At 70.1% G+C, this 24,338-nt stretch carries 24 protein-coding genes and 2 pseudogenes; 13 read left to right on the top strand and 13 right to left on the bottom strand.

The genetic code is table 11. The features are described 5' to 3' along the window. Positions 1-162: 162 nt before the first annotated feature. The gene (glnA, locus tag ACQEVG_RS08660) at positions 163-1,572 is read left to right on the top strand and encodes a type I glutamate--ammonia ligase (protein WP_432979444.1); all 1,410 of its coding nucleotides are present in this window, start codon (positions 163-165) and stop codon (positions 1,570-1,572) included. Positions 1,573-1,845: 273 nt separating this feature from the next. Here glnA and ACQEVG_RS08655 read toward each other — a convergent pair whose 3' ends face one another. From ACQEVG_RS08655 to ACQEVG_RS08645, 3 genes are all read right to left on the bottom strand, one after another. Beyond that, complete coding sequence (locus tag ACQEVG_RS08655; protein ID WP_432979441.1) at positions 1,846-3,606, bottom strand: choline/carnitine O-acyltransferase; 1,761 nt, start codon at positions 3,604-3,606, stop codon at positions 1,846-1,848. A gap of 116 nt (positions 3,607-3,722) precedes the next feature. Further along, positions 3,723-4,526: a class I SAM-dependent methyltransferase gene (locus ACQEVG_RS08650; protein ID WP_432979438.1), complete on the bottom strand. Its 804-nt coding sequence runs from the start codon at positions 4,524-4,526 to the stop codon at positions 3,723-3,725. Positions 4,527-4,652: 126 nt separating this feature from the next. Next, positions 4,653-5,522, bottom strand: a complete 870-nt coding sequence (locus ACQEVG_RS08645) for a HalD/BesD family halogenase (RefSeq protein WP_432979435.1) — start codon at positions 5,520-5,522, stop codon at positions 4,653-4,655. 186 nt (positions 5,523-5,708) lie between these two features. Between ACQEVG_RS08645 and ACQEVG_RS08640 the strand changes: the two genes are divergently transcribed. Both ACQEVG_RS08640 and ACQEVG_RS08635 read left to right on the top strand, forming a co-directional pair. Then, the gene (locus ACQEVG_RS08640) at positions 5,709-6,314 is read left to right on the top strand and encodes a GNAT family N-acetyltransferase (RefSeq protein ID WP_432979432.1); all 606 of its coding nucleotides are present in this window, start codon (positions 5,709-5,711) and stop codon (positions 6,312-6,314) included. Positions 6,315-6,418: 104 nt separating this feature from the next. Continuing rightward, positions 6,419-6,778 (top strand): hypothetical protein, encoded by a 360-nt coding sequence (locus tag ACQEVG_RS08635; protein ID WP_432979429.1) that lies wholly within the window; start codon positions 6,419-6,421, stop codon positions 6,776-6,778. A gap of 8 nt (positions 6,779-6,786) precedes the next feature. Here the strand turns inward: ACQEVG_RS08635 and ACQEVG_RS08630 are convergent, their stop codons facing one another. Then, complete coding sequence (locus ACQEVG_RS08630) at positions 6,787-7,071, bottom strand: putative quinol monooxygenase (protein WP_432979426.1); 285 nt, start codon at positions 7,069-7,071, stop codon at positions 6,787-6,789. A 72-nt stretch (positions 7,072-7,143) separates the two neighbouring features. On the opposite strand from ACQEVG_RS08630, the gene ACQEVG_RS08625 reads away from it, so the two are divergent. Continuing rightward, positions 7,144-8,010, top strand: a complete 867-nt coding sequence (locus tag ACQEVG_RS08625; protein WP_432979423.1) for an MOSC domain-containing protein — start codon at positions 7,144-7,146, stop codon at positions 8,008-8,010. Between the two features lies 1 nt (position 8,011). On the opposite strand, the gene ACQEVG_RS08620 is transcribed toward ACQEVG_RS08625, so the two are convergent. Then, complete coding sequence (locus ACQEVG_RS08620; protein WP_432979420.1) at positions 8,012-9,346, bottom strand: glycoside hydrolase domain-containing protein; 1,335 nt, start codon at positions 9,344-9,346, stop codon at positions 8,012-8,014. A 187-nt stretch (positions 9,347-9,533) separates the two neighbouring features. After that, complete coding sequence (locus ACQEVG_RS08615; RefSeq protein ID WP_432979417.1) at positions 9,534-9,848, bottom strand: hypothetical protein; 315 nt, start codon at positions 9,846-9,848, stop codon at positions 9,534-9,536. 121 nt (positions 9,849-9,969) lie between these two features. Here ACQEVG_RS08615 and ACQEVG_RS08610 point away from each other — a divergent pair, with 121 nt between their 5' ends. Beyond that, positions 9,970-10,332 carry an arsenate reductase family protein gene (locus ACQEVG_RS08610; protein ID WP_432979414.1) on the top strand — a complete coding sequence of 121 codons (363 nt, stop codon included), beginning with the start codon at positions 9,970-9,972 and terminating at the stop codon, positions 10,330-10,332. 4 nt (positions 10,333-10,336) lie between these two features. Here the strand turns inward: ACQEVG_RS08610 and ACQEVG_RS08605 are convergent, their stop codons facing one another. Both ACQEVG_RS08605 and ACQEVG_RS08600 read right to left on the bottom strand, forming a co-directional pair. Further along, positions 10,337-10,507 (bottom strand): hypothetical protein, encoded by a 171-nt coding sequence (locus ACQEVG_RS08605; protein WP_432979411.1) that lies wholly within the window; start codon positions 10,505-10,507, stop codon positions 10,337-10,339. Next, positions 10,504-11,022, bottom strand: coding sequence for a carboxymuconolactone decarboxylase family protein (locus ACQEVG_RS08600; protein WP_432979408.1), 519 nt, complete (start codon positions 11,020-11,022; stop codon positions 10,504-10,506). Before ACQEVG_RS08600 ends, ACQEVG_RS08605 begins: the two co-directional genes overlap by 4 nt. Before the next feature lie 47 nt (positions 11,023-11,069). Here ACQEVG_RS08600 and ACQEVG_RS08595 point away from each other — a divergent pair, with 47 nt between their 5' ends. Further along, positions 11,070-12,497, top strand: coding sequence for a PLP-dependent aminotransferase family protein (locus tag ACQEVG_RS08595; RefSeq protein ID WP_432979405.1), 1,428 nt, complete (start codon positions 11,070-11,072; stop codon positions 12,495-12,497). A 156-nt stretch (positions 12,498-12,653) separates the two neighbouring features. Further along, positions 12,654-13,337: a hypothetical protein gene (locus ACQEVG_RS08590; protein WP_432979402.1), complete on the top strand. Its 684-nt coding sequence runs from the start codon at positions 12,654-12,656 to the stop codon at positions 13,335-13,337. A gap of 94 nt (positions 13,338-13,431) precedes the next feature. Here ACQEVG_RS08590 and ACQEVG_RS08585 read toward each other — a convergent pair whose 3' ends face one another. Continuing rightward, positions 13,432-14,340 (bottom strand): Gfo/Idh/MocA family protein, encoded by a 909-nt coding sequence (locus ACQEVG_RS08585; RefSeq protein ID WP_432979399.1) that lies wholly within the window; start codon positions 14,338-14,340, stop codon positions 13,432-13,434. Between the two features lie 202 nt (positions 14,341-14,542). Here ACQEVG_RS08585 and ACQEVG_RS08580 point away from each other — a divergent pair, with 202 nt between their 5' ends. The 4 genes from ACQEVG_RS08580 to ACQEVG_RS08565 all read left to right on the top strand — a co-directional run bounded on the left by ACQEVG_RS08580 (position 14,543) and on the right by ACQEVG_RS08565 (position 19,223). After that, the gene (locus ACQEVG_RS08580; RefSeq protein WP_432979396.1) at positions 14,543-15,949 is read left to right on the top strand and encodes a hypothetical protein; all 1,407 of its coding nucleotides are present in this window, start codon (positions 14,543-14,545) and stop codon (positions 15,947-15,949) included. After that, positions 15,946-17,085: an ARPP-2 domain-containing protein gene (locus tag ACQEVG_RS08575; RefSeq protein WP_432979393.1), complete on the top strand. Its 1,140-nt coding sequence runs from the start codon at positions 15,946-15,948 to the stop codon at positions 17,083-17,085. The genes ACQEVG_RS08580 and ACQEVG_RS08575 overlap by 4 nt, the downstream gene beginning before the upstream one ends. Before the next feature lie 146 nt (positions 17,086-17,231). Then, positions 17,232-18,251, top strand: a complete 1,020-nt coding sequence (glnII, locus tag ACQEVG_RS08570) for a glutamine synthetase (protein WP_432979390.1) — start codon at positions 17,232-17,234, stop codon at positions 18,249-18,251. 408 nt (positions 18,252-18,659) lie between these two features. After that, positions 18,660-19,223, top strand: a complete 564-nt coding sequence (locus ACQEVG_RS08565; protein ID WP_432979387.1) for a winged helix-turn-helix domain-containing protein — start codon at positions 18,660-18,662, stop codon at positions 19,221-19,223. Positions 19,224-19,280: 57 nt separating this feature from the next. Here the strand turns inward: ACQEVG_RS08565 and ACQEVG_RS08560 are convergent, their stop codons facing one another. After that, complete coding sequence (locus ACQEVG_RS08560; RefSeq protein ID WP_432979384.1) at positions 19,281-20,714, bottom strand: PepSY-associated TM helix domain-containing protein; 1,434 nt, start codon at positions 20,712-20,714, stop codon at positions 19,281-19,283. A 45-nt stretch (positions 20,715-20,759) separates the two neighbouring features. Continuing rightward, entirely contained in the window at positions 20,760-21,311 is a 552-nt protein-coding gene (locus ACQEVG_RS08555) for a hypothetical protein (RefSeq protein WP_432979381.1), read from the bottom strand. 210 nt (positions 21,312-21,521) lie between these two features. Between ACQEVG_RS08555 and ACQEVG_RS08550 the strand changes: the two genes are divergently transcribed. Next, complete coding sequence (locus ACQEVG_RS08550; RefSeq protein ID WP_432979378.1) at positions 21,522-22,523, top strand: NAD-dependent epimerase/dehydratase family protein; 1,002 nt, start codon at positions 21,522-21,524, stop codon at positions 22,521-22,523. 131 nt (positions 22,524-22,654) lie between these two features. On the opposite strand, the pseudogene ACQEVG_RS08545 reads toward ACQEVG_RS08550, so the two are convergent. Beyond that, a pseudogene (locus ACQEVG_RS08545) lies at positions 22,655-23,236 on the bottom strand (MMPL family transporter); the annotation flags it as partial. Here ACQEVG_RS08545 and ACQEVG_RS08540 point away from each other — a divergent pair. Beyond that, positions 23,237-23,713: pseudogene (locus ACQEVG_RS08540) on the top strand (LuxR C-terminal-related transcriptional regulator); the annotation flags it as partial. A 58-nt stretch (positions 23,714-23,771) separates the two neighbouring features. Here the strand turns inward: ACQEVG_RS08540 and ACQEVG_RS08535 are convergent. Then, positions 23,772-24,305 (bottom strand): GNAT family N-acetyltransferase, encoded by a 534-nt coding sequence (locus ACQEVG_RS08535; protein WP_432979375.1) that lies wholly within the window; start codon positions 24,303-24,305, stop codon positions 23,772-23,774. Positions 24,306-24,338 lie beyond the last annotated feature (33 nt).

The following is a 24,338-nucleotide window of genomic DNA, read 5'->3' as shown; positions in this document are numbered from 1 at the left end:
TGACACAGCCCTGATCCCGGGTCCGGTTAACTTGACCGAAACAAATGGGTCATGCTTGAGAAATCCGGCCTGCCTAAGGTCGGGTCCAACGTGTGCCACCGCACTGGCCGCACGACGAGCAACCACCCCGCCCGTCCCCGGGTCGGGAGTAGGAGGAGTTGGATGTTCCAGAACGCCGACGACGCCAAGAAGTTCATCGCCGACAACGACGTGAAGATGGTCGACGTCCGGTTCTGCGACCTTCCCGGCGTGATGCAGCACTTCACGATCCCGGCGACGGCGTTCGACCCGTCCGACGAGCTGGCCTTCGACGGCTCGTCGATCCGCGGCTTCCAGGCGATCCACGAGTCGGACATGGCGCTGCGCGCGGACCTGTCGACGGCGCGGCTCGACCCGTTCCGCAAGGACAAGACGCTCAACATCAACTTCTTCATCCACGACCCGATCACGGGCGAGCAGTACAGCCGTGACCCGCGCAACATCGCGAAGAAGGCGGAGGCGTACCTGGCCTCCACCGGCATCGCGGACACCGCGTACTTCGGCCCCGAGGCCGAGTTCTACGTCTTCGACTCCGTGCGCTTCAACACCACGTCGAACGAGGGCTTCTACCACATCGACTCCGAGGCCGGCGCCTGGAACACCGGAGCGATCGAGGACAACCGCGGCTACAAGGTCCGCTACAAGGGCGGCTACTTCCCGGCCCCGCCGGTCGACCACTTCGCCGACCTGCGCGCGGAGATCTCCCTGGAGCTGGAGGCGTCCGGTATCCAGGTCGAGCGCCAGCACCACGAGGTGGGCACCGCCGGCCAGGCCGAGATCAACTACAAGTTCAACACGCTGCTGGCCGCGGCCGACGACCTGATGCTCTTCAAGTACATCGTGAAGAACGTCGCCTGGCGCAACGGCAAGACCGCGACCTTCATGCCGAAGCCGATCTTCGGCGACAACGGCTCGGGCATGCACGTCCACCAGTCCCTGTGGCAGGGCGGCTCCCCGCTCTTCTACGACGAGCAGGGCTACGCGGGCCTCTCCGACATCGCCCGCTACTACATCGGCGGCATCCTGAAGCACGCCCCGTCGCTGCTGGCGTTCACCAACCCGACGGTGAACTCGTACCACCGCCTGGTCCCCGGCTTCGAGGCCCCGGTCAACCTGGTCTACTCGCAGCGCAACCGCTCCGCGGCGATGCGTATCCCGATCACGGGCTCGAACCCGAAGGCGAAGCGCGTCGAGTTCCGCGCCCCGGACCCGTCCTCGAACCCGTACCTGGCCTTCTCGGCGCTGCTGCTCGCGGGCCTGGACGGCGTGAAGAACAAGATCGAGCCGGCGGAGCCGATCGACAAGGACCTCTACGAGCTGGCCCCGGACGAGCACGCGAGCGTCCCGCAGGTCCCGACCTCGCTCCCGGCGGTGCTGGAGGCGCTGGAGGCGGACAACGAGTACCTGCAGGCGGGCGGGGTGTTCACGTCGGACCTGATCGAGACGTGGATCGACTACAAGCGGACGAGCGAAATCGCACCGATCCAGCTGCGGCCGCACCCGCACGAGTTCGAGCTGTACTTCGACATCTAAGAACGCCGCGGGTCGGAGCGGGTCTCCGCTCGCCTGGGCAGTCTGTGGGCCGTCGGCCGTGTCCTTCCCGTCTCGGGAGGCACGGCCGACGGCCGTTTCTACGGGGGCACTCCCCAGTTCTGCTTGGCGGTCCAGCCCTCGGCAGGTTGAGCCCCCGTGCCGTCTGAGGAGGGTCGTGGGCGTGAGGGCCCCGCTGATGGCGACTGAGGCGCAGCGGACCGACACCTCGATGCGGTGTCGGCCCTGCTGTCCACTCCGGCCCCGGCAGCCGATTCAGCCCTCCGAGCGCTCCGGCTCCAGCAGCTCCCGCAGTTCGCCCACCGCCTCCCGGAGCCGGTCCGCGAACACCCGCATCTGGTCGGCCACCGCCAGCGGCGTGCTCAGGTAGACGTTGAACCGCTCGGGCAGCAGCACATAGGCGACGCCGATGCACTGGAGGCTCGTCGAGCCGAAGCCGAAGTACTGGATGTTGTGGGACGGCGCCGAGCTGGTGCTCAGGTAGTCGTCGCGCATCGTCAGCCAGCCCGGGGTCCGATACAGCGCGGGCTGTTCGAGCACTCCGAGCTCCGTCCCGCGGCGGCGCTGGATCAGCTCAAGCTCCCACAGGTGCTGCTCGGGCACCTGGCCGGCCTGGCACTCCTTCGCGCGTGCCACATGAGCCTCGGCGGCGGCCCGGAACGCGGCGCGGCGGGTGGCCGTGTCCGTCGACGGGTCCTCCATCGCCGCCACGAAAGCCACCATCTCGGGGGTGACGACGCGCATCGCCTCGGTCCGCCCGTGCCGGTACTGCCGGGTGGCGATCGATTCGTATGTGGCGCCCAGGTGTCCCTTGGCCCGCTGGTGGGCGAGCTGGTAGGCGACCTGGACGAATGCGTCCGGTGAGACCCGCAGCGCCTTGGCGGTGGTGGCGCCGAAGTCCTCGAACGACACGGTGACGGTCGCGGTGGCCTCTCCGTACGCAGCGAACGCGTCCGCGGCCGAGCGCGCCTGGTCCCGCAGGGCGTCGTCCAGTTCGAAGGCGATCGGCTCCAGCGCCGGGAGACCCTGGGAAAGGGCCCCGGACTGGCGGGAGTGTTCCTCGGCCGGGGTGCTGAGCAGGGCGTCGGTGAAGCTGAGGATGGTGGTTCCGTCCAGCTCGCAGTGCTCGACGTTGATGCCCGCCCGGCCGTCGGCGAAGACGATGAAGGTCACGGCCTTGTCGAACCATCGGTTGCCGCGGTCGCCGTACAGCAGCTCGTCGCACGCCTCCTGGGTGTCCGCGGGTGCGAAGTCCTCCAGAGCGACGCAGAACAGCGCGGTCTCCACATCGTCCAGTGCCTCCGCGTTGCGGGGGTGGCAGGCGAGCAGGGACTCACGGGCGGCCGCCCATTCCGCCCGGGCCATGGTGGTGAGGTGGCCCACGGACGTGTCCGCCGGCTCGGCACCCGCCTTCATGACGGCGCGCAGGCCCGCCTCGAGGTCGTCCAGGCTGTGCGGGACACCGTCGGCGCCGAGCACGTCGAGCCGGAACATGGTGCCCCGGAAGAACACCACGATGTGCCGGGCCCTGGACGGGCCCGGCTGCGCCTCGCTGTAGGGGGCGCGGACGGTGTCCTGTTGGGCGCCGGGGATCCGGGTGGTGGAGAACAGATACTTGTTCTGCACCATCGACTGGGGCTGCCCGCGCTGCACCACCGGCGCAATGAGCTCCTGGTCGAGCTGCCGCTTGTAATTGAGAGCCCCGGCGATGAGCCCGGCCGCCCGCTCGACCTGCGGCCGGTCGGAGTCCTGGAACAGGAAGAAGAAGTTGGCGTTGAGCGCGATCCGGTCCCGGCGGCCCAGGTAGCGGTACGGCCAGAAGGTGTCGAGCCAGCTGTGTACGCCTTCCGACGCGTCGTACTCCGCAAGCGCGGCGTGCAGCTGCCGGCCCGGGCCGTCGGGCCGGAGGAAGGCGGTCACCTCCGCCTCGGTCGCCGCCAGCTCGTCGGCGGTCAGCAGCGGTGTGCACCAGGCGAGGAACCTCTCGCAGCTCGCCTCCAGCGTAGGCAGCGGCACGCGCGGCAGCGTGTCCTCGTACGCGAAGGTCGTTGCTGCTCCCTGACTGGCCTGACTGATGTTCAATTCTGTTCTCGATTCCGATCGTTGTGACCTGACGTGCGTGTGCGCGTGCCCTACGGCCGGGAAAGGTAGAGCTCTGCGTAGAGCCAGCCTTCCGCTTCCAGGCCCCCCGCATCCACCCCGTTGGCAGACATCGTGTCCAACACGAGCGTCTGTTCCTCCGGGGAGGCGAACCGACGCTGTTTGAAGACGCCGTCGACACGGACGGTCCGGTAGCCCAGTTCGTCGAGCGCGCGCTCGACGGGGTCGAACGGGAACATCCGCAGCACGAAGTGCGCCATCCAGGGTGGGCGGCCGGCCTGCGCCCGCACGACGCGGGTGAGTGTCCGCTCGGTGACATAGCCGAGGCAGCCCGTCGAGATGACCAGGTCCGTCCCGGCGAGCTGGGCACTCTGCTGCGGTGTGGGCTCGTGCCCCTCCAGGTCCGCGTGCACCGCGTCGTCGAGGAAACCGGCCCCCAGTGCGTACGACAGCGCACTGTCGGAGGCGTCCAGGCCGACGAAGCGGATGCGCTGCGCGGGTTGGCGCGACCGGGACAGCTCCCGGTCGCGGGCCAGCAGGGCTTCGCGGCTCATCCCCTGGCTCGCCTCGTCGTCGTAGCGCGCGTACAGCTCGTCCATGGTCGCGTCGTACTTCAGCAGGGCTGCGTTGATTCCGTATGAGCACCCTATGTCCAGCACTTGCGGCACCGCGACGTGCTGGGAGTCCCGGTACTCCTTGATGAGTTTCGCGAAGTAGGGCTTGGCCTGTTGCGGAACGCAGTAGCCGAGCGGGCGCAGCACATTGAAATACGCACGCGGATCGGGCTGCGTGTAGATGTGGTCGAGCGAGACTTTTCCGGTCGCGTCGAAACGCACAGGGCTTACTCCTCCGTGGATCGCGGATCCCTGGATGGCAATTCCGTGGACGGCAGTACCGTGGGTGTCAGTTCCGCGGATGGCAGTTCCGTGGATGACAGAGGGGGAAACGGCCTACGACGACCGCTAATCCAGCAGTCGATCGCCTCGCACGGCCCGGCCCTCGGCCGCCAGATGCTCGGGCAGTACCCGGCCGAAGAGCTGCCGGGTCCGCGCCACGCTCCCGATGACGCCGGGGCGCTCGCTGTAGGCGAATATCGCGGAGTGGCGCGCGGTCTCGCCCCGCACCGGGCTCACGCGGTGCAGCGAGTAGCGACCCTTGAACAACTGCAGGTCACCGGGTTGCAGGGGGAGGCGGCGGATCATCCGCTCACCCCGGCCGTCCAGTACGTCCCGGACGTCGTCGAAGCTCTCGTCATGCGCGGACCTGATGTTCGGGCAGTACTCGAAGACGCCACCCGCCTGCGCCTCCTGGGTGAGCATGCTGACGGTGAACTCGTTGGTGTCGAAGTGCCAGGGGTGCTCCATGCCGGGCTCGACGACGTTGAGTACGAGTCCGGAGAGCGGGTCCGCCAGCTCGTGCAGCTGCGGCAGTCTGAAGCAGCTGGCGACGAAGCGCTGGAAGACCTGGTGGGAGTAGAGCCTGCTGATGAGGGAGCCTGCGGGGATGCGGTCCCGCGCGACGAACGCGTTGCCCCGCTGGAAGGTCCTCCGGCCCGGGTGGTCCGCCGGCAGAGACGAGTCGACCGCGATGTTGTAGACGTTGACCGTTTCGACGTCGAAGTGCGCGCGGGGGGCGATGGCCGAGCACTCCTGTCGCAGGACGTCGCGGAGCGCGGGACGGATGAAGTCGGACAGCACGGTGCAGCCGAGATCAGCCAGTTCGCGCCGGGCGCGGGAAATCACGGCCTGCCCCTCGGCGCTCTCGAGCTCGGACAGGGGATATTGAGCCGTGTCGACCACTTGGTCAAGCGTCATTGCTTCCAAAGTGCTCATTCGATCCTCTCCACGGGCGGGCAGATCGTCGACTCTTCAGCAACTGACCTGAGGAGTAACGGGGTTGAAGTTCCCACAGCCCCGCCGGGTTGTCTGTGACACGTCGCACTACGATGGCGCGATTCCACTTTGCACTAGGACAAATGAGGATTGCAGCTAGTGCAGAATCGGGCTACCGTTCGAGCCATGCCTGCCAAGACACCGCTGCCCGTGACGCTGACCGGCCACTATGTCCGCCTCGAACCGTTGACGATGGATCACCTCCCCGATCTTTTCGCCGCGGGCGGCGGAGACGACGAGGTCTGGCGCTGGCAGGGCGGGCCGACGCCGTATACACAGGACGAGCTCGGCCTCAAGCTGCGCGCGCTGCTCGATGAGGCAGAGCGGGGCGAGTACGTGGCGTTTGCCGTCATCCACCGGGCGTCCGGGCAGGCGGTCGGCTGGACCACGTACCTGGACGTCGACCCGTCGGACGAGCGCCTGGAGATCGGCTGGACCTGGTACGGGCGCGCGGTCTGGCGGACTGCGGTCAACACCGAGACGAAGCTGCTGTTGCTCACCCATGCCTTCGAGGAACTCGGCATGGGGCGCGTCCAGTTGAAGACCGACCACATGAACCAGCGGTCGCAGGCTGCCATCGCCCGCATCGGGGCGCGGCGTGAGGGCGTACTGCGCCGCCACCGGCAGCGGCCGGACGGCACATGGCGGGACAGCGTGTACTTCTCGATCCTGAGCGAGGAGTGGCCGGCGGCGAAGGCGCGCCTCAGCGCGCGGCTCCAGGTCGCGCAGTGAGGTGGTGCGGTTGACGCTGGTTCCATGAGCGAGCCGAACCCTGGGGACACTGGGACGCACCGCCGGCCGGTGCCGTGCCACGCAAGCGCAGGACGTGGCCATGGGTGCTGCTCGCTCTCGCTCTGCTGCTGGTCGGCGGCTGTGTCGCCGTCGTCGCCCTTGTCGTGGACGAGGCCTCGAAGACCGTCAGGATCGAGTACGAGGTCACCGGGGATGCCAGGGGTGTGGCCATCGCGTACTCGACGTGGCAGGACGGGAATGCGTCGATGAACCAGGAGAGCTCGCGGACGTTGCCCTGGCGCAAAGAGCTCGAGGTCAAGGGCTTTGCGAAAGGTGGCTCGCTGACCGTCACCCTGGGCGCGGAAGGTGGAACAGCGACCTGTTCGGTGACCGTGGACAACGATCCGCCGAAGACGGCCACAGCGTCCGGTCCGTTCGCCACAGCCTCGTGCAGTGGTTTCTGAGAAAGGCCTCAGGCGGGCTCGGTCGCCGAGATGCGGTACTTCTGCACCTCCGCGTCGACGATCGCCACCAGCTGGTCCGGCGCCGGGCCCGAGCCGCGGAACGTCGCCATGGCCTCGTCCGACTCCCAGCGTTCGTAGACGTTGATGCGGGTCGGGTCGAGCAGGTCCGGTGAGAGTGCGAAGTCCAGGCAGCCGGGGGCCGTACGGGCGTGGGTCACGACCTCGCGGCAGCCGGTGAGGAAGTCGTCGCGGGCCGTGGCGGCGACGTGGAGCCTTCCGGACACGATGAGCATGTAGGTCTCCCCTGGTGGTCTCCCGCTGATCGTCTCACCGGTCGGCGCGGCACGCACGTACGATCGGTCGGCATGGGGATCACTGTGCAGAATCTGACGTACTACCCGGTCAAGGGCTGCGCCGGTACGGCCGTCGAGTCCGCCCGGGTCGGGGAGACAGGGCTGGAGCACGACCGCACGTTCATGGTCGTGGATGCCGCGGACGGTGCGTTCCGCAGTCAGCGGACGCTGCCCGCCATGGCCGCGATCCGGCCGGAGATCGTCGACGGGGGTGTCGCGGTGCGACTGTCCGCGGGCGGGGTCGAGAGCGTACTGCTGGACGTGGACCCTGACGGGGAGCGGCGGCCGGTGAGCATGTTCGGCAAGGACATCGGGGAGGGCGCCGACCAGGGGGACGCGGCCGCCGAGTGGTTCTCCGAGGTGCTGGGGGCGAAGTCCCGGCTGGTGCGGGTGCCTTCGGGCTTCGACCGGGACGGGTGGGGCGAGACGCCCGGCAAGGTCGGGTTCGCGGACGCGCATGCGGTGCTGGTGGCGTCACAGGCGTCGCTCGACGGGCTGAACGCGCGGATCGCGCAGTGGGACGCGGAAGGGGGATCAGGGCCGGGCGCGGCTCCGGTGCCGATGGATCGCTTCCGGGCGAACATCGTGCTCGACGGCTGCGCCGAGCCGCACGCCGAGGACGAGATGCGACGGCTGGAGATCGGGACGGTCCGGCTCGCCTACGCGGTACGGGCAATGCGGTGCAGCGTCCCGCTGGTCGACCAGCTCACTGGGCTGCGGGCAGGTCCCGAGCCGGTCCGTACGCTCGCCACCTACCGGCGGGAGCCGGAGTACGAGAACAAGGTCAGCTTCGGCATGAAGGCCGCCGTGGTGCAGCACGGGACACTCTCCGTAGGAGATCCCGTGCTGCCCACCTGGGCGTCCGGCGCGGCTGCCTGAGTCAGCAGCGGGGAACCGGCTTGCTGTAGGTCGTGTTGCTGGGTGTCGCCACGTAGTAGTCCGAGACATAGCGGCCGTTGTCCATGCGGTCCCAGACACTGGTGGTGCCGACCTTCGAGCCGGGCCGCTGGCAGTACACCCAGGCCAGGGACCCGTTGGGAGACGTACCCGCTACGGGGTACGACGTGCCGGGGCCGGTGTGCTGGGCGAGGCCGCTCGCCGCGGTGGTCTGGTACGGGTACGTGCAGCGCGGCAGCGGGGCGCTGTAGTTGGTGTTGGACGGGGTGCTGACGTAGTGGTCCGTGACGTACGAGCCGTCGGAGAGCTTGTCCCATACGCGGGTGCCGCCGACGGTGGAGCCGGGCGCCTGGCACACCACCTTGAGGGCCGCCCCGGGCGCGTAGGACTTGGCGATGGGGTAGGCCGTCGAGGGGCCGGTGCGGGCGTTGAGCGTGGTGGAGCTCGTCACCGTGTAGGTGTACGCGACGGTGGCGACCGGTGTGTTGAGCCGGTCGGTGTCGATGTTCAGCGTGACGCCGCCGTACGTCTCGTTGTGGTCGCCCTTGAACTGCTTGGCCCGCTGGGTCACGGCCCACTTGGCGTCGGCGATGTTGGTCCAGCCCGTCAGGGAGTCGACCCCGTCGTAGCGGGCGATCCACAGCGCGTCGGGACGGGCGTAGGCGGGGGATGTGTAGGCGTCGGAGAGCTGCTTTGCTCCCTGGCTGAGGTTCATATAGACGCCTGAGACATAGCCGAGCCGGTGCAGCTCCTTCGTCCAGGCGGAGGCGTACGACAGGACGGCGATCCGGCAGGTGTCGTCGGTCTGGGAGTAGTTCTCGATGTCGTTGTAGAAGGCGCTGCCGGGCTGCATGCCGAGCGCCTTGGCCTTGGCGATGGCGTCCGCGGCCGCCGCGGTGCCCTGGGACCGGGCGGTCGCCGGGACGTTGCTGATCTTGGCGTCGGTGGGGCGGCCGCCGCACGCCGGCTGCAGGCCCTTGTAAATGGGCAGCAGACGCCACTTGAGCGCGGACACGGATGTGACCCATGACGCGGTCAGTTGGGGCTGGGCGCAGGTGCGGTTGACGCCCCCGATGTAGACGCCGACGGCGCGGTACGGGGAGGCGCTCCACGCCTGGATCGTCGTCAGCGGCGGTGCGGTACAGGTGTCGAAGGCGAGTCCGGAGTAGCGGGTCGCGCTCGCTCCTGAGGGATAGGCGACCGCCGTGGCCGGTTCGGCGGCGGCGGGTGGGACGAAGGTGAGCGTGGCGCCGGCGCTGAGGACGCCGGCGGCACAGAAGACGAGGAATCTTCGAAGGGTGCGGTACGGATGCGACATGGCTGGCCCCCGGGGCTGCTCGAACCGAGTGGGTTCAGAATGCCCCAGTCTGCGCCAACTGCACCCTGTGCCGGTGTCGTTTCTTGCCCGTGTCGAACCTGCCGCCGTCACCCGAGGTGACGGCGGCAGGTCATGACCCTGTTCGACTTATCCGACTTGTGTGACTTACTCGACCGCCGTAGTCGGATCAGCGGCCGTAGCGGATCAGCGCCCGTACCATCCGGCAGGTCGTGTCCGACGGCGGGTGGATCCCGACGCGCTCCGCCGTCGCTCGTATCTTCATGTTGTCGGCCGTCGCCGGGTGGTAGACGCCCAGGTCGAGCAGCGCGATCGCCAAGCGCATGGCCTTCAGTCGGCGGTTGTGGGAGACGTACCACTCGCGCGGCTGTCCGGCCGGGAGCGGCTTCTTCTCCAACGGGTGGTATGCGGACCCGGTCTGGTTCTTCGGCTTCGTCGTGTCAGTCGTCTTGGTCGGCTTCGTGATGAGTGTGACAACGGCCATCGGCAACCTCCTGGCGCGGTGGCGGGACCATCCCGAACTACTGTCCATTCTACTGGCGGCCACTGACAATCGTCGCTGGCCAGACGGTGTTTGAGGGGCGCCTGAGCGGTATCGTGGCGGGATGGAGATCTGGATCAACCCCGCCTGTTCGAAGTGCCGCAGCGCGATCAGTCTGCTCGACGAGGAGGGTGCCGAGTACACCGTCCGGCGCTATCTGGAGGACGTGCCCGGCGCGGAGGAGATCCGGGCCGTCCTGGGGCGGCTCGGACTTGAGCCGTGGGACATCACGCGGACGCAGGAGGCGGTGGCGAAGGAGCTCGGGCTCAAGGAGTGGGCGCGGGACGAGGGTTCACGCGACCAGTGGATCGAGGCGCTGGCGAAGCACCCCAAGCTGATTCAGCGGCCGATCATCACGGCGGACGACGGGACGGCCGTCGTGGGGCGCACGGACGAGGCGGTACGGGACGCGCTCGGCCGGTCCTAGGACGTCACAGCGGGACGGCGTACCAGCGGCGGTGCGTCAGCGGTTCGACCAGCAGCACGCCCGCCGATGCTGCCGCCGCGACCGTGGCCGCCGGGAGCGAGCCCCAGGCCGCCGCGACCGCTCCGGCCAGGACGAGGAACGGGCGCAGCTCCTGGACCGGCTGTTCTGAGGTCACCGCTCGTCCGTGCCCGCGACCTTCCCCGTCGCGAGCGCGATCCGGTTCCAGGTGTTGATCGTGAAGATCAGCGCGAGCAGCTGAGCCAGCTCCTGTTCCTCGAAGTGCGCCGCCGCCTGGGCGTACACCGCGTCCGGCACGCCGCCGTCGGCGATCAGAGTGACCGACTCGGTCAGCGCGAGCGCCGCCTGTTCCTTCTCCGTGAAGAAGTGCTTCGCCTCGCGCCAGACGGCCGTCATGTGCAGGCGCTCCTCGCTTTCGCCCGCCTTGCGGGCGTCGCCGGTGTGCATATGGAGGCAGTACGCGCAGTGGTTGAGCTGCGAGGAGCGGATCTGTACGAGCTCCACGAGGGTCGGGTCCAGGCCTTCGCGGGCCGCCGCGTCCAGGCCGATCACGGCGCGGAATGCCTTCGGGGCCGCCTTGGCGAAGTTGACCCGCCGCACCACCGGGGGGACGGTCGCGGCCGCCGGGGGGACGGTCGCGGTCACGTTCTGGTTGATCTCTGTCGTCGTCATGTGTACGAATCTAGCGGCGGAGGCGACCGGCAGTGGGGTGCATTTCAGTGGCGGAATCATGGGTCAATCCGGCGGAGAGCCTGGGTGCTGATCTGCATCTTGAGCTCACCGGTCCGGGCAGCCGACGGGCCGTGCTGATGCGGGCGTTGCGCGAGGCCGTGCAGAGCGGCCGGCTGGCGCCGGGGACCAGGCTGCCGCCGTACCGGTCCCTCGCCGCCGACCTCGGGATCGCCCGTAACACCGTCGCCGACGCCTACGCCGAGCTCGTCGCCGAGGGCTGGCTCACCGCCCGCCAGGGCTCCGGGACCCGGGTCGCCCATGGGGCCGCCCCGCCGCCAGGCGGGGGAAAGGTCGCGCCCAGCGCTCCCGCACGCAGCCTGCGCACTCCGGCCGGACCCGTCCGGTCGACCTACGACCTGGTGCAGGGGCAGCCCGACCCCTCCGCCTTTCCCCGTGCCGCCTGGCTCGCCGCGGCGCGGCGGGCGCTCGGCAACGCGCCGCACGACGCCTTCGGACCCGGGGATCCGCGCGGGCGGGTGGAGTTGAGGGAGGCGCTGGCCGGGTATCTGGCGCGGGTGCGCGGGGTGCGGACCCGGCCGGAGCGGATCGTCCTGTGCTCGGGCACCGCGCACGCGCTGCGGCTGCTGGCGGCGGTCGCGGGAGGGCGGTGGGCCGTGGAGTCGTACGGGCTGTCCTTCCATCGCGGGCTGCTCGCAGGCCAGGGCGTTGACACCGTGCCGCTTACCGTCGACGAACATGGCGCACGCATAGGCGAGTTGGGCACGCAGCGCGCGGTGCTCCTCACTCCGGCGCACCAGTTCCCGACCGGCGGTCCGCTGCATCCGGAGCGGCGTGCGGCCGTCGTCGGCTGGTCCCGCTCGACGGGCGGTCTGGTCCTGGAGGACGACTACGACGGCGAGTTCCGCTACGACCGCCGGCCGGTCGGCGCGGTGCAGGGCCTCGACCCCGATCGCGTGGTGCTGATGGGGTCGGTGAGCAAGAGCCTCTCCCCCACCCTGCGGATCGGCTGGATGGTGCTGCCCGAGCAGCTGGTCGACGACATCGTGGCGGCGAAGGGCGAGCGCGAGCAGGTCTCGAGCGCCACGGAGCAGCTCACGCTCGCGGACTTCATCACCTCGGGGGCGTACGACCGGCATGTACGGAAGATGAGGCAGCGCCACCGGCGCAGGCGCGACCAGCTGGTGGCGGCCCTGGCGCAGCGGGCGCCGCGGGTGCGGGTGACCGGGATCGCCGCAGGGCTGCACGCCGTGCTCGAACTCCCGTCAGGAACCGAGGGGGCCGTGGTCAAGGCCGCGGCCCGGCAGGGGCTGGCCGTCGAGGGGCTGGCCGACTACCGCCACCCGGACTTCCCGAAGGACGGGCGGGACGGCCTGGTCGTCGGGTACGCCACCCCGCCCGAGCACCGCTATCCGCGGGCCCTGGACGCGCTGTGCCGGGCTCTCCCACCCGAGTGAGCACGTAAGTGGAACGCGAGCGAGAACGTGAGGGAGACTCGCTGAGCTGCGCCAACCTTAAGAAAAGTTAAGGAAGTTGTGGTGGGGACCGCTGAAACGAACGAGATGGCTACTCGTACGTAACGGCACACGCACCCGACCCGACAGGAGTCCCACGTGTCGCGCAAGAAGTCCCTCAGCGGTAAGAAGAAGATCGCTCTGCTCGTTGGCGCCGCCGCCGTCGTCGGCGGTACGGCAGTGGCCATGACCGGCGTCGGCAACGCGTCGTCGGTGGCCTGCGACGGGCTGGTCACAGCCCTGCAGAACAACGAGAAGTTCATCGCCGATCAGCGCGCCAACCCGGACGCGCAGTCCGAGGCGCGGATCGCCAACCGGCAGGCCGTGATCGAGGAGATCAAGCGCAAGCAGGCGGCGTCGGGGTGCGAGGTCGGAGGCGGGGGAGGTGAGGCCGCTCAACCGCCCGCCCAGCAGCAGCCTCCGGCCCAGGAGCAGCCGCCCGCCGACGACCAGGCCACCCAGCCCCCGGCCGCCGAGGAACAGCCGCCCGCCGACGATCAGGCCGGCGGCGATCAGGCGGGTGGTCAGGCGAACGGCCAGGTCGTCTGCGCCGGCTCGACCGTGACCCTGTCCGGCGAGGGCGGCGCACCCGCCGCCTCCAGCAACCAGTTCCCGGTCGGCACCACCCTCAAGGTGACCAACCTCGACAACAACAAGTCGACGACCGTCAAGGTCGCCTCCGTCTCCGGCAGCTGCGCCCTGCTGAACAACGCGGCCTTCGAGCAGGTCCGCGAGCCGGGCAAGTTCCTCATCCGCAAGGCGCGGATCGAGAAGATCGGCTGACCCAGCCGGTCGTACCGGAATCCAGGACGGTGCCGCACCCCCCATACGGCACCGTCCTGGTCACTCCCTCGGCGATCTCCCTCAGCGATCTCCCTCAGCGATTGAGCCGGAGCTCCGCCTCCGCCAGGATCTCCGTCAGCCGCAGCCCGAACCGTACGTCGCAGCCGTGCGCCCGCCCCGTACGCGCCGACTCCACCAGCGCGTCCACCGCCGCCCCGAACGAGCGCACCGCGTCGCCCCACTCCGGAAGCGTGGCCTTCCCCTGATCGCCTGCCAGCATGATGCTCGCGCCGGAGGCCTTCACCGGCGCGCTCAGACCGAGCGTCGACGTGCTCGACGCCCCGGACGCGTGCCGCAGCACCAGATGCACCGTGTCCACCGGCCCGCGCGCCGCGGTCACGTCCGTCACATCGCCGAGCACCGGGATCAGCACGGACAGCACGTGCGGGCCGACGTCCCACAGACCGCCCTTCTCGCGCCGCCACGGCGAAGCGGCGTACGGACTGTCCGCGCCCGGCGCGTACAGCGAGCCGAGCCACTGCGCATGGGCCGTGAACCAGCCGCCCACCGCCGCCTGTGCGTCGATCCAGGGCGCGGTGTCCGCGGCGAAACGCAGGGTGCAGAAGACCACCGAAGCGATCCCGGCGCGCTCCGCCGCCGCGGCCGTCTCCCGGGCCGGCGCCACGCTCGTCGCGACCGGCTTGTCCAGCAGCAGATGACAGCCGGCCGCGGCCGCCCGGGCCGCGAGCGGCGCCTGGACGTCCGGCGGCAGCGCGAAGGCGACCGCCTCACAGTCGGCGAAGAGGGCGTCCGCGCCGTCGTCGCCCGAGTAGGTCCTCGTGCCGTGCGCGGCGGCGATGGCGGCGGCCGCCTCGGGCCGTCTGGCCCATACCCCGGCGAAGTCGACGTCCGGGTGGGCGGCGAGCGCGGGGGCCTGGGTGCGTTCCGCCCAGGGGCCGGCGCCGAGGAGTCCTATACGCAGCTGCCTTGCGGGCTTCGTCATGCGGCCAGTGTGCCCGCAGCGGAAAATTCCCGCGGAACCACTGGCCAACGGTGTTACGTTTCCGGGGCCGGCCGCGGGACTCCGGTGCGACTTCCGGGACTTGCCTATGAAGCAGTGATTTCGCTGATCGCGCCCCCATTCCCCGGCCGGCGCCTGTGTGTACGCGGGATCGAGGTGCGTGTATTGCAGTACGGGGGAGACAATGGCGGAGACCCATGCCGATCTCATCGCGGCCGAGGACGTGCTCCTCTTCGTGAACGCCGCGGTCACGGCGACCGGACAGCGTGAATTCCGCTCGGGGGCCTTCGAGCAGCAGCTGTCACTCGCCTTCCTCCACGAGTACGTACGCGTGAATTACCGCTCCCTGTATTCGGCCGCACTCGCCCTCGACATCAACGACCACAACTGCGTCCGGATCGTCGAGCAGCTGCTGCGCACGGCGTCGGACGCGACCCCCGAGCAGAAGCGGACGGAAGGCCGGCTGATCGCGGCCCGACTCGCCGTACTGCCGCCGCAGCGCGTCTACCGGCTGTTCCGCGCGCTGCGTGCCGCGAAGGTCAACAACCGCCGCACGCGCGCGATCCTGCGCGACTGGCTGGGGACCCGACCGGACCTGGGCCTCGACGCCGTGAAGTACCGCGGCGGACTGAAGACCGCCGCCCGGCACACTCATCTCCCCTCCGAAGAAGGGGAGTTCGGGGACTTCCTGTTCCGGCCCGGCAAGCGTGTCCGGTACGGGCAGACCTTTCTCGAGGCGTACCGCAGTGCCCACTTCGAGCAGAGCGCCATCTACGAGCTGCCGTTCACCGTCGCCGAGGGCTTCGCGGCGAAGCACGGCATCCCCCGCGAGGTGTTCCTGGAGCGGATCGCTCCGCGTATGACCCGTTTTGAGCGGCTGCGTACGCAGCGGGCCGGGACGCCGACCGATCTGAACGTCATGCCGCTTACCCGGCTCGCGCTGTACGTCCTCTCGCTGGAGCGGGACGAGCGAGTGCGGCGGCGCACGGAGCTGACCGGCGCGCTCCGGGCCGCCGCGCTGCGAGCCGCGGGTCCGTACGCCGGGACCTGGGGACGGGTCGCCGCCGTGCTCGACGACAGCTACTCCTCGTCCGGCTCGGGTGTGAAGCGCCGCCGACCCCTCGCGGTCGCGCTGGGCTGCCACTTCCTGCTGGAGGCGCTGGCCGGTTCGTACCGGGCGCACTGGACCTCGGGCACGCGCGATCCGCTGCTCGCGCGGCCGTCGGGGCCCACGCCGCTCGGCACCAGGATCCTGGACGCTCTGGAGCACTCCCCCGAGCGGCTGGTGATCGTCTCGGACGGCTGGGACAACGCGCCGCCGGGCCTGGCCAGGGAGGTGCTGCGGGTCTGGCGCACGCGGCTCGACCCGGACCGGCGCACACATGTCGTGCATGTGAATCCCGTATACGACGCGGACGGTTTCGATGTGCGCCGCCTCGCTCCGAACGTGCCGACGGCCGGCATCCGTGACGCCGAGGATCTGGCGGCTCTGGTCGAGATCGCGCAGTTCGCCGAGGGCCGTACCGGCCTGCCCGAGCTGCAGGCCTATCTGGACCGGCGTACGGAACGCTTCCTGGAGGGGGCGCGATGAACAAGCTGGACCTGACCGGACTCACCACCCTGCCCGCCCAGGTGTGGGGCGGCATCCGGCTGGTGCCGCTGGCGCGCGAGAAGCCGGTGGACGGGCTGCGGCTGCGCCACGAGATCTACGGTCCGGGCTACGGCGAGGTCGAGCTCGGCCCTCGCGACCGCTATCTGTCCTACATTCCGCACGGCTTCGTCGCGGACTGGTCGGGCGAGGGCGGCCAGTCAGCGGCGTACGGAACCCAGCTGGGCGACGGGTGCCCGGCCTGTGTGCCCGTGCGCCGTCACCACCGGCTGGCCAAGCGGCGCTCCGCCAAGGGGGTCAAGGAGAACCGGCTGCGCTTTCTCCCCCTCCAGCTCGCCCTCGAGGGCTATCTGGCGCTCCACTTCGGCGGCCCGTCCATCGTCTGGGACGAGTGGTCCCAGCAGGCGGTACGCCAGGGCCTGTCTCCGCGCGCCGAGGACGCGTATGCGGGCTGGGCGGTGCGCGGCCTCGGCGAGGCGCTGCGGATCTTCGAGATCCATCCCGGCCAGTGCGGGGTGCTGGTGTACGCGGCGGACTCGCTCGCCGCGGCCTTCGTCGTGCCGCACCCCGCCGACTACCGCGCCCTGCACCCGTCCCTGATCGAGGATCTGTACGGGGAACTGGTCCATCAGTACGCCTTCTTCGGCGGTCCGGTGCCCGACTTCGAGGCGCGCATCCGCGACCGCGGGCACATGACGACGCTCGCCGATCTGCGGATGGCTGCCCGCGGCCAGGAGCGCGCGTGGGCCGAGAGCCACCGCCCCCTGATGGCGGACCGGCTGCTCGACCCCTCGTACAGCTTCGAGCGGGTATACACGTTGGACTCGTTCAGCCTGTGGCGCTTTCTGCCGCCCTTCCGGCGCGGGGAGAGCGAGCAGCACATCGGCGAGGCGATCACCGACCACAAGGGCCGTGTCGCCTATCTCAAGACCTTCCGGCTCTCCGAGGCGCAGATCCGCCGCGGCCATCTGCTCAGCCGGCTGCACGACCACGACTGGCACCTGGGCCGCACCGCCGAGGCGCTGGGCACCAGCTGCCCCGATCTTGTCCGCCGGATCCGTGCCGCGGGCTTCGATTCACTGCTCAAGCAGGGGGTGGAGCCGAGGGCGCGGACCTGAACCGTCGTGCCGTCCGACGGCCTCCTCCGGGCCGTTCCGCCGGTGCCGGTCCGGCGTAACGTGGGGTTCACACATGGGCAACGGACGGGAAATCGCGAATTGCGAAGCTGCGCGGCATACCGCGCACCCGCAAAGGATGAGGCCCCGTGACCTTCAAGGCTGAGTACATCTGGATCGACGGCACCGAGCCGACCGCCAAGCTTCGCTCGAAGACGAAGATACTGACGGACGGGGCCGAGCTGCCCATCTGGGGCTTCGACGGATCCAGCACCAACCAGGCCGAGGGCCACGCGTCCGACCGCGTTCTCAAGCCGGTCTTCTCCTGTCCGGACCCGATCCGCGGCGGCGACAACGTCCTGGTGATGTGCGAGGTCCTGAACACGGACATGACCCCGCACGAGTCCAACACGCGTGCCGCGCTCGCCGAGGTCGCCGAGAAGTTCACGGCCCAGGAGCCGATCTTCGGCATCGAGCAGGAGTACACCTTCTTCAAGGGCTCCCGCCCGCTGGGCTTCCCCGAGAGCGGCTTCCCGGCCGCGCAGGGCGGCTACTACTGCGGCGTCGGCGCCGACGAGATCTTCGGCCGTGACGTCGTGGAGGCGCACCTGGAGAACTGCCTCAAGGCGGGCCTGGGCATCTCCGGCATCAACGCCGAGGTCATGCCGGGCCAGTGGGAGTTCCAGGTCGGCCCGCTCGCCCCGCTGGAGGTCTCCGACCAGCTGTGGGTGGCCCGCTGGCTGCTCTACCGCACCGCCGAGGACTTCGAGGTCTCCGCGACCCTCGACCCCAAGCCGGTCAAGGGCGACTGGAACGGCGCCGGCGCGCACACCAACTTCTCCACGAAGGCGATGCGCGAGGGTTACGACGCGATCATCACCGCCTGCGAGTCGCTGGGAGAGGGCTCCAAGCCGCTCGACCACGTCAAGAACTACGGCGCGGGCATCGACGACCGGCTGACCGGACTGCACGAGACCGCCCCGTGGAACGAGTACAGCTACGGCGTCTCCGACCGTGGCGCCTCGGTCCGCATCCCGTGGCAGGTCGAGCAGGACGGCAAGGGCTACATCGAGGACCGCCGCCCGAACGCCAACGTCGACCCGTATGTGGTGACGCGGCTGCTCGTCGACACCTGCTGCACCGCGCTGGAGAAGGCCGGCCAGGTCTGAGCGACCGCTGACTGACGAAGGGGGGCGCCCGCCGATTCGGCGGGGCGCCCCCCTTCGTATGAGGTCACGCCCGTGCCGGAGGAAGCGGGCTGCTGCTCGCCGTTGCGCGCTGATGGCCCAGATGTAGACAAGATCACGTATCAACGTACGAGAGGACCCTGCTGTGACGGCGGGGTGTCTGCTTCAATAGGAACATGCCCGGCTACCAGCACATCGCGACAGGTCCCAGCGACCTCGAGCCGTTCTGGCCTTCCCGGCAGCACCACGACTTCGACCGGGTGTGTTGCCGCGCGGTGAACGCGCAGGCCCTCTAAAGCCGCTCATCCGGCCTTCGGCCAGCGCGCATGACGTACGTCCGTCCCAGCGACGAACTCGACGACATCCTCCGCGCGAAAGAGCTGACCTCTCATGGCGAACACCCGTAGCTCCGCCCGTTCCTTCTCCGCCGTCCCCGACGTCCCGGCCGCCACCGTCCAGGCTCCGACTGGCCGCCACCGACTGCGTGCCGTCGACCGTGACGAGGTCGTCGACGTCGCCGACTTCCTTCCGCCGGGGGCCACTTGGCTGCCCGCACCCCAGCACACGCTGCCCACACTCCCCGGGCAGCCGCCGATGGTCGGCTACCTGGTGCTCGTACCGGCCGATCAGCACCCCGCGCTCGTGCCCGCACCTCAGCAGCAGGCACCGGCCGACGGTCCGGTGCTCATCGATCCGGTGGAGCGCACCGCCGCGGTGGACGGCCAGACGCTGGACCTGACGTACCTCGAGTTCGAGTTGCTCGCTCATCTCGTCGCCAATCCGAACCGGGTGCACACGCGTGACCAGCTGGTGACGACCGTGTGGGGCTACGGACATGTGGGCGACGGGCGGACCGTCGACGTCCATGTGGCCCGGCTGCGCCGCAAGCTGGGTGCCGAGCACCGCCGGTCGATCCAGACCGTGCGGCGGGTGGGCTACAAGTACACGCCGTGATCCGACGCAGGGCCCCGGTTCCGGTGACGTCCGGAACCGGGGCCCTGCGGGTGAGTCCTAGGCCCGGGAGCGGGCCCTCGCCGCCGCGCCGAGTGCCATGTCGATCACCAGGAACACCAGCAGGCTGATGCCGAGCATCGGCACGAGCCAGCCGACCAGCACCGCCGCCGCGGCGATCGGCAGCAGCGCGGTCACCGGCAGCTTGCGCCAGGCGCCGCGCGGCATCGGCCGGCCCACGCTCAGCGTCCGGTCCTTCGTCGGCCTGCGCAGCCACCACATCCGGTAGCCCCACACGATCAGCAGGATCAACGCGAGGGCGAGGGCCGCCAGGGCGAGCTGGTTGGCGAGGCCGAAGAGCTTGCCCATGTGGACGTCGATGCCGAACCGGGTCAGCTTGGCGAGCACCGGGTAGTCGGCGAACCTGAGCTCGTCCATGACCCTGCCGTCGGCCGGGTCGACAGCGACCGAGTCGAGATGGACCGGGAACTGCTTGTCGGTCTCCTTGATCACATAGCCGCTGCCGTCAGCGGGCAGGGTGACGGAGATCTCCCCGTCGACTCCCTTGGCCGCGGCCGCCTCGACCGCCTTGTCAATGCCGATGTCCGGGCCCTGGTGGCCCGTTTCGCCGCCGCCGTGGCCCTCGTGTGTACCGCCCTCGCCGCCGCCCGGCTGGAGTCCGGCCGAGACGGAGGGGGTCGCTCCGCCGAGCTGGGTCTGGATCGCGTCGATGTTCTCGCCCGCGTACTTGGACCAGGTCAAACCGGTCGCGGAGAGCACCACCAGCCCGGCGACCGCCCACATGCCGATGGCACCGTGCCGGGTCAGCGTGCGGCGGCGACCCGTCGCGCCTCGCTCGGGAAGGACCAGCTCACGCTTGGCGCGGCGTCTGCGGCCCAGCCACAGCAGCAGTCCGCCGAGTGCCACGACCCACAGCCAACTGGCGGCCATTTCACTGTAGTTGCGCCCCGGGTCGCCCAGGTGCAGGTTGGAGTGGAGCCCGCTGAGCCAGGCTCGCAGCGGGAGAGCGCCGAAGGAGTCGGCCAGCTCGCCGCGTATCTCGCCGGTGTACGGGTTGACGAAGACGGCGAGGGACTCGCCCTCCTCGACCTCCGGGGTGGTCATCAGGACCCGGGTGGTCGCGCCGTCCTCGTACGACGGCCACACGGCGGTCACCGTGCCCTCGGGGTGGGCCTTACGGGCGGCCTCGACCTGGGTTGCGAGCGGGACGGTGCGATCGCCGGCCGGCACCTGGAGTTCGTGGCGGTAGACGAACTTCTCGGCCTGGAAGGAGAGCGAGTAGAGCAGGCCGGTCACGGCGGCGATGAGCAGCAGCGGGGCGATCAGCAGGCCCGCATAGAAGTGGAGGCGCAGTACGAGGGGGCGCAGTGCGCTCCACAGGCCGGCCTTGGTGGTCTCGGGTGCGGCGCTGCCGGTATCGGTACCGGTCTCGTCCGCCGGTTCGATGCCCTTGCTGGGAACGTCGATGGACATGGTGGTCCTTAAGAGTCGGCGTTGACATGGGGAGGCGGCCCCAGGTCAGACGGCTGCTCCAGGGGCCGTGGCACGGGGGACGAGAAGCGCGGGCGGGCCCCGCCGCACCAGGGTGTGCGCGAGGACCACACCGTGCAGCGGGCGCGGGGTACGGGAGACGGGACACGGCGCGGGTCGCACCGGCCGGGGCAGCCGTACGACCGCGAGCAGGAGTCGCAGCGGAGTGGCGGCGAACGCGGCGACGGCGTGCGCGAGTTTGAAGAGCGCGGTCTCGCCGTGGGCCAGCCACAGGGCGCAGCCGACGGCGGCGACGAGGTGGACGGCGATCATGCCGACATCCGTGGCGATCACCATGCCCGTGTCCACCGGGGCGGACGGCTCGTGGGCGAGGTGGTCGTAGTGCTCGTGGGCGGTGTGATGGTGCGGAGCCGGCCAGCGTCCGGTGGTGAACAGCAGATGCAGCACGCCCTGCACGGCGAACAGCCCCGCCCCGAAGGAGCGGACCCCGCGGCGCCGGCCGGCTGCGAGCCACCCGCCGGCCGCGGTCACGGCCAGCGCGGTGAGCAGTGCCGGGATCGGAATGTCATGCGCAGACAAGGATGAATGCCCCACGGCGGCCAGTGTGACGGCAATTGCCGCGAAAATTGCGGCCCGAAGGGCGCGTATCGGCGACCGGGCATCCGTCATGGTCCGCACATGTTGCCATCCGGCAAGCGCTTGCGGGGAGAGGGACCGCGCGTTCCCGATCATTCACCTCGCAGCGGAACCACTGGGCATGCCTGGCGAGGGCGGGGCAGAGTCGAGCTCATGAGACTTCTGATTCTTGGTGGGACCGAGTTCGTGGGCCACGCGGTGGCGGAGGCGGCGCTCGCCCGCGGGTGGGAGGTGACGGCCTTCCACCGCGGGCGGCACAGCGCCCCCGAAGGCGTGACCACGCTGCTCGGGGACCGTACGGCCGAGGGCGGGCTTGCCGCGCTCGCGGATGCCGAGGGCGACTGGGACGTGGTCGTCGACACCTGGTCGGCCGCGCCTGCTGCCGTGCGGGACACGGCGCGGCTGCTGGCCGGGCGGACGGGTCGCTATGTCTATGTGTCGAGTTGCTCCGTGTACACCTGGCCGCGGACCACCGGTTACGACGAGAGCGCACCAGTGGTGGACGGTTCGCCGGACGCGGAGGATGTGCCGTACCCGGAGGCCAAGCGCGGCGGTGAACTGGCCGTGCTCGACGCCTTCGGCGAGGAGCGCTCGGCGCTGGTGCGGGCGGGCCTGATCCTCGGACCGCGGGAGAACATCGGCCGGCTGCCGTGGTGGCTGAACCGGATCGCGCGCGGCGGTCCGGTCCTGGCGCCGGGCCCGCGGGATCTGCCGGTGCAGTTCATCGACGTGCGCGATCTGGCCGAGTGGATCCTGCACGCGGCGGAGCACGGGCTGAGCGGCCCGTACAACGTGGTGGGCGCGACGGCCCATACGACGATCGGGGAGCTGCTGGAGGCGTGCGTACGGGCCACGGGTTCGACGGCCGAGCTGCGCTGGACAGCGGCGGAGACGGTGCTGGCGGCGGGCGTCGAGCCGTGGACCCAGCTGCCGATCTGGGTCCCGCACGACGAACTGCCGGAGCTGTACGCCTCGGTGTACGGCCTCGATGTCGCGCGGGCGCTCGGTGCGGGGCTGCGGTGCCGGCCGGCCGAAGAGACGGTGGCCGACACCTGGGCGTGGCTGGAGTCGATCGGCGGGAGCGCGCCGCAGCGGGCGGACCGGCCGGTGGTGGGGCTGTCGCCGGAGGTGGAGGCGAAGCTCCTGGGCGCGTGAGGTTCGCGGTGGCGCGCTTTCCCTCAGGGGACGTTGGCGGTTGTTGTCCGGTGGGTGGTTTCGCAGGCGAACCGCAGCAGCGTTCGGGGCGGGGCCCCGCCCGGTAACAGCCGGTGCGGGGCCCCGATCTGTCAGTGGTGCGCCGGTACCCGGGACTCCTGGCGGGCCGGCGCCGCAGTCGGCGGCACCGCGTGGTCCGGGCTCGGGAGCCACCGCAGCCCCCTCGGTGTGCGCCAGTTCCGCTCGCCCAGCAGCGCCATCAGCGACGGCAGCAGCACCATCCGCACAACCGTCGCGTCCAGCAGCACCGCCACCGCCAGGCCCACGCCCATCTGCTGCATGTCCTGCATGGACAGCGTTCCGAAGACCGCGAAGACCGCGACCATGATCACTGCCGCGCCCGTCACCGCTCCCGCCGTGCGGCGGATGCCCTCCCGGATGGCGGCGCGCGTGTCGATCCCCCGGTCACGCGCCTCGCGGATCCGGGAGACCACGAAGACGTGGTAGTCCATCGACAGACCGAACAGCACCACCAGGACGAACAGCGGCATCCAGCTCTCGATCGCGCCGACCGCCTCCGTACCGAGCGCGGACGCGCCCCAGCCGTGCTGGAAGACCCCGACCATGACGCCGTAAGCGGCACCCACCGAGAGCAGGTTGAGCAGGATCGACGTGACGGCGATGACGTACGACCGGAAGCAGAGCAGCATCAGTCCCACACGGACGAGGGGCTGCAGTGCGCCCTGGCGGCGCGGCGGGCGAAGCCCGGGCTGCCGGTGCTCGTCCTCTCGCAGCACGTGGAGCAGTTGTACGCGCGCGAGCTGCTGGCCGACGGAAACGGCGGGGTCGGCTATCTGCTGAAGGACCGGGTCTTCGACGCGGAGCAGTTCATCGACGCGGTACGGCGGGTGGCGGCCGGGGGCACGGCGATGGACCCGCAGGTGATCTCTCAGCTGCTGTCCCGGCGGGCGCAGGACAAGCCGATGGGCGGACTGACCCCGCGCGAGCTGGAGGTCATGGAGCTGATGGCGCAGGGCCGTTCCAATGCGGCGATCGCCGCGCAACTGGTGGTCACGGAGCGGGCGGTGGCCAAGCACACGTCGAACATCTTCGGAAAGCTGGACCTGCCGGTCTCGGACGACGACAACCGCCGGGTGCTGGCGGTGCTGGCATATCTCGATCGCGGCTAGCCCCGCGTCCTCAGGCGCCTGGTTTTCAGGCCTGTCCGGCGCTGGAACCGTTCCGTGGTCAGGCCTGGTACTCCGTGAGGTCGATCGCGTGGATGTGCAGCGGGAAGCCGTACACGGGGTGCACCGTCTCGCGTTCGAGCTCCATGCCGAGCTTGCGCATCACGTTCTCCGAGGCATCGTTGCCCACCCGCAAGATGCTGATCACCCGGTCGAGGCCGCGGTCCTGGAGCGCGAACTCCAGGGTGGCGGCGGCGGCTTCGGAGGCGTACCCCTGGCCCCAGAACGGGGTACCGAGCCGCCAGCCGATCTCCACCGCAGGCAGCACCTCCGGCAGGAACGTGGGCACGGACAGGCCCACGAGGCCCGCCAGTTCGCCCGAGGCGAGCAGTTCGACGGCGAAAAGTCCGAAGCCCTCCTCGTCCCACTCCTCCTCCCAGCGCTCGATGTCCTCGGCGGTCTGCTCCAGATCGCGTACGGAACCGTCGCCGATCCACTGCATGACCTGCGGGTCCGCGTTGATGTCGGCCATCGGGACAAGGTCGTCGTCGTGCCAGCGGCGCAGCAGGAGCCGGGGGGTGTGGATCTCGGTCATGCGCCCCATCCTGCCATCCCGCCCGCAGTCCGA

It is taken from the genome of Streptomyces sp. CA-135486 (genome assembly GCF_050936555.1).
Taxonomy (GTDB): domain Bacteria; phylum Actinomycetota; class Actinomycetes; order Streptomycetales; family Streptomycetaceae; genus Streptomyces.
This window is presented reverse-complemented; position numbering and strand designations above follow the sequence as displayed.

What these genes read in the sequence shown, in the direction of transcription:
- glnA (WP_432979444.1), top strand. Translation starts at nt 163, where the DNA reads ATGTTCCAGAACGCCGACGACGCCAAGAAGTTCATCGCCGACAACGAC.
- ACQEVG_RS08645 (WP_432979435.1), bottom strand. Translation starts at nt 5,522, where the DNA reads ATGAGCACTTTGGAAGCAATGACGCTTGACCAAGTGGTCGACACGGCT.
- ACQEVG_RS08640 (WP_432979432.1), top strand. Translation starts at nt 5,709, where the DNA reads ATGCCTGCCAAGACACCGCTGCCCGTGACGCTGACCGGCCACTATGTC.
- ACQEVG_RS08630 (WP_432979426.1), bottom strand. Translation starts at nt 7,071, where the DNA reads ATGCTCATCGTGTCCGGAAGGCTCCACGTCGCCGCCACGGCCCGCGAC.
- ACQEVG_RS08625 (WP_432979423.1), top strand. Translation starts at nt 7,144, where the DNA reads ATGGGGATCACTGTGCAGAATCTGACGTACTACCCGGTCAAGGGCTGC.
- ACQEVG_RS08620 (WP_432979420.1), bottom strand. Translation starts at nt 9,346, where the DNA reads ATGTCGCATCCGTACCGCACCCTTCGAAGATTCCTCGTCTTCTGTGCC.
- ACQEVG_RS08615 (WP_432979417.1), bottom strand. Translation starts at nt 9,848, where the DNA reads ATGGCCGTTGTCACACTCATCACGAAGCCGACCAAGACGACTGACACG.
- ACQEVG_RS08610 (WP_432979414.1), top strand. Translation starts at nt 9,970, where the DNA reads ATGGAGATCTGGATCAACCCCGCCTGTTCGAAGTGCCGCAGCGCGATC.
- ACQEVG_RS08600 (WP_432979408.1), bottom strand. Translation starts at nt 11,022, where the DNA reads ATGACGACGACAGAGATCAACCAGAACGTGACCGCGACCGTCCCCCCG.
- ACQEVG_RS08585 (WP_432979399.1), bottom strand. Translation starts at nt 14,340, where the DNA reads ATGACGAAGCCCGCAAGGCAGCTGCGTATAGGACTCCTCGGCGCCGGC.
- ACQEVG_RS08580 (WP_432979396.1), top strand. Translation starts at nt 14,543, where the DNA reads ATGGCGGAGACCCATGCCGATCTCATCGCGGCCGAGGACGTGCTCCTC.
- ACQEVG_RS08575 (WP_432979393.1), top strand. Translation starts at nt 15,946, where the DNA reads ATGAACAAGCTGGACCTGACCGGACTCACCACCCTGCCCGCCCAGGTG.
- ACQEVG_RS08565 (WP_432979387.1), top strand. Translation starts at nt 18,660, where the DNA reads ATGGCGAACACCCGTAGCTCCGCCCGTTCCTTCTCCGCCGTCCCCGAC.
- ACQEVG_RS08560 (WP_432979384.1), bottom strand. Translation starts at nt 20,714, where the DNA reads ATGTCCATCGACGTTCCCAGCAAGGGCATCGAACCGGCGGACGAGACC.
- ACQEVG_RS08550 (WP_432979378.1), top strand. Translation starts at nt 21,522, where the DNA reads ATGAGACTTCTGATTCTTGGTGGGACCGAGTTCGTGGGCCACGCGGTG.
- ACQEVG_RS08535 (WP_432979375.1), bottom strand. Translation starts at nt 24,305, where the DNA reads ATGACCGAGATCCACACCCCCCGGCTCCTGCTGCGCCGCTGGCACGAC.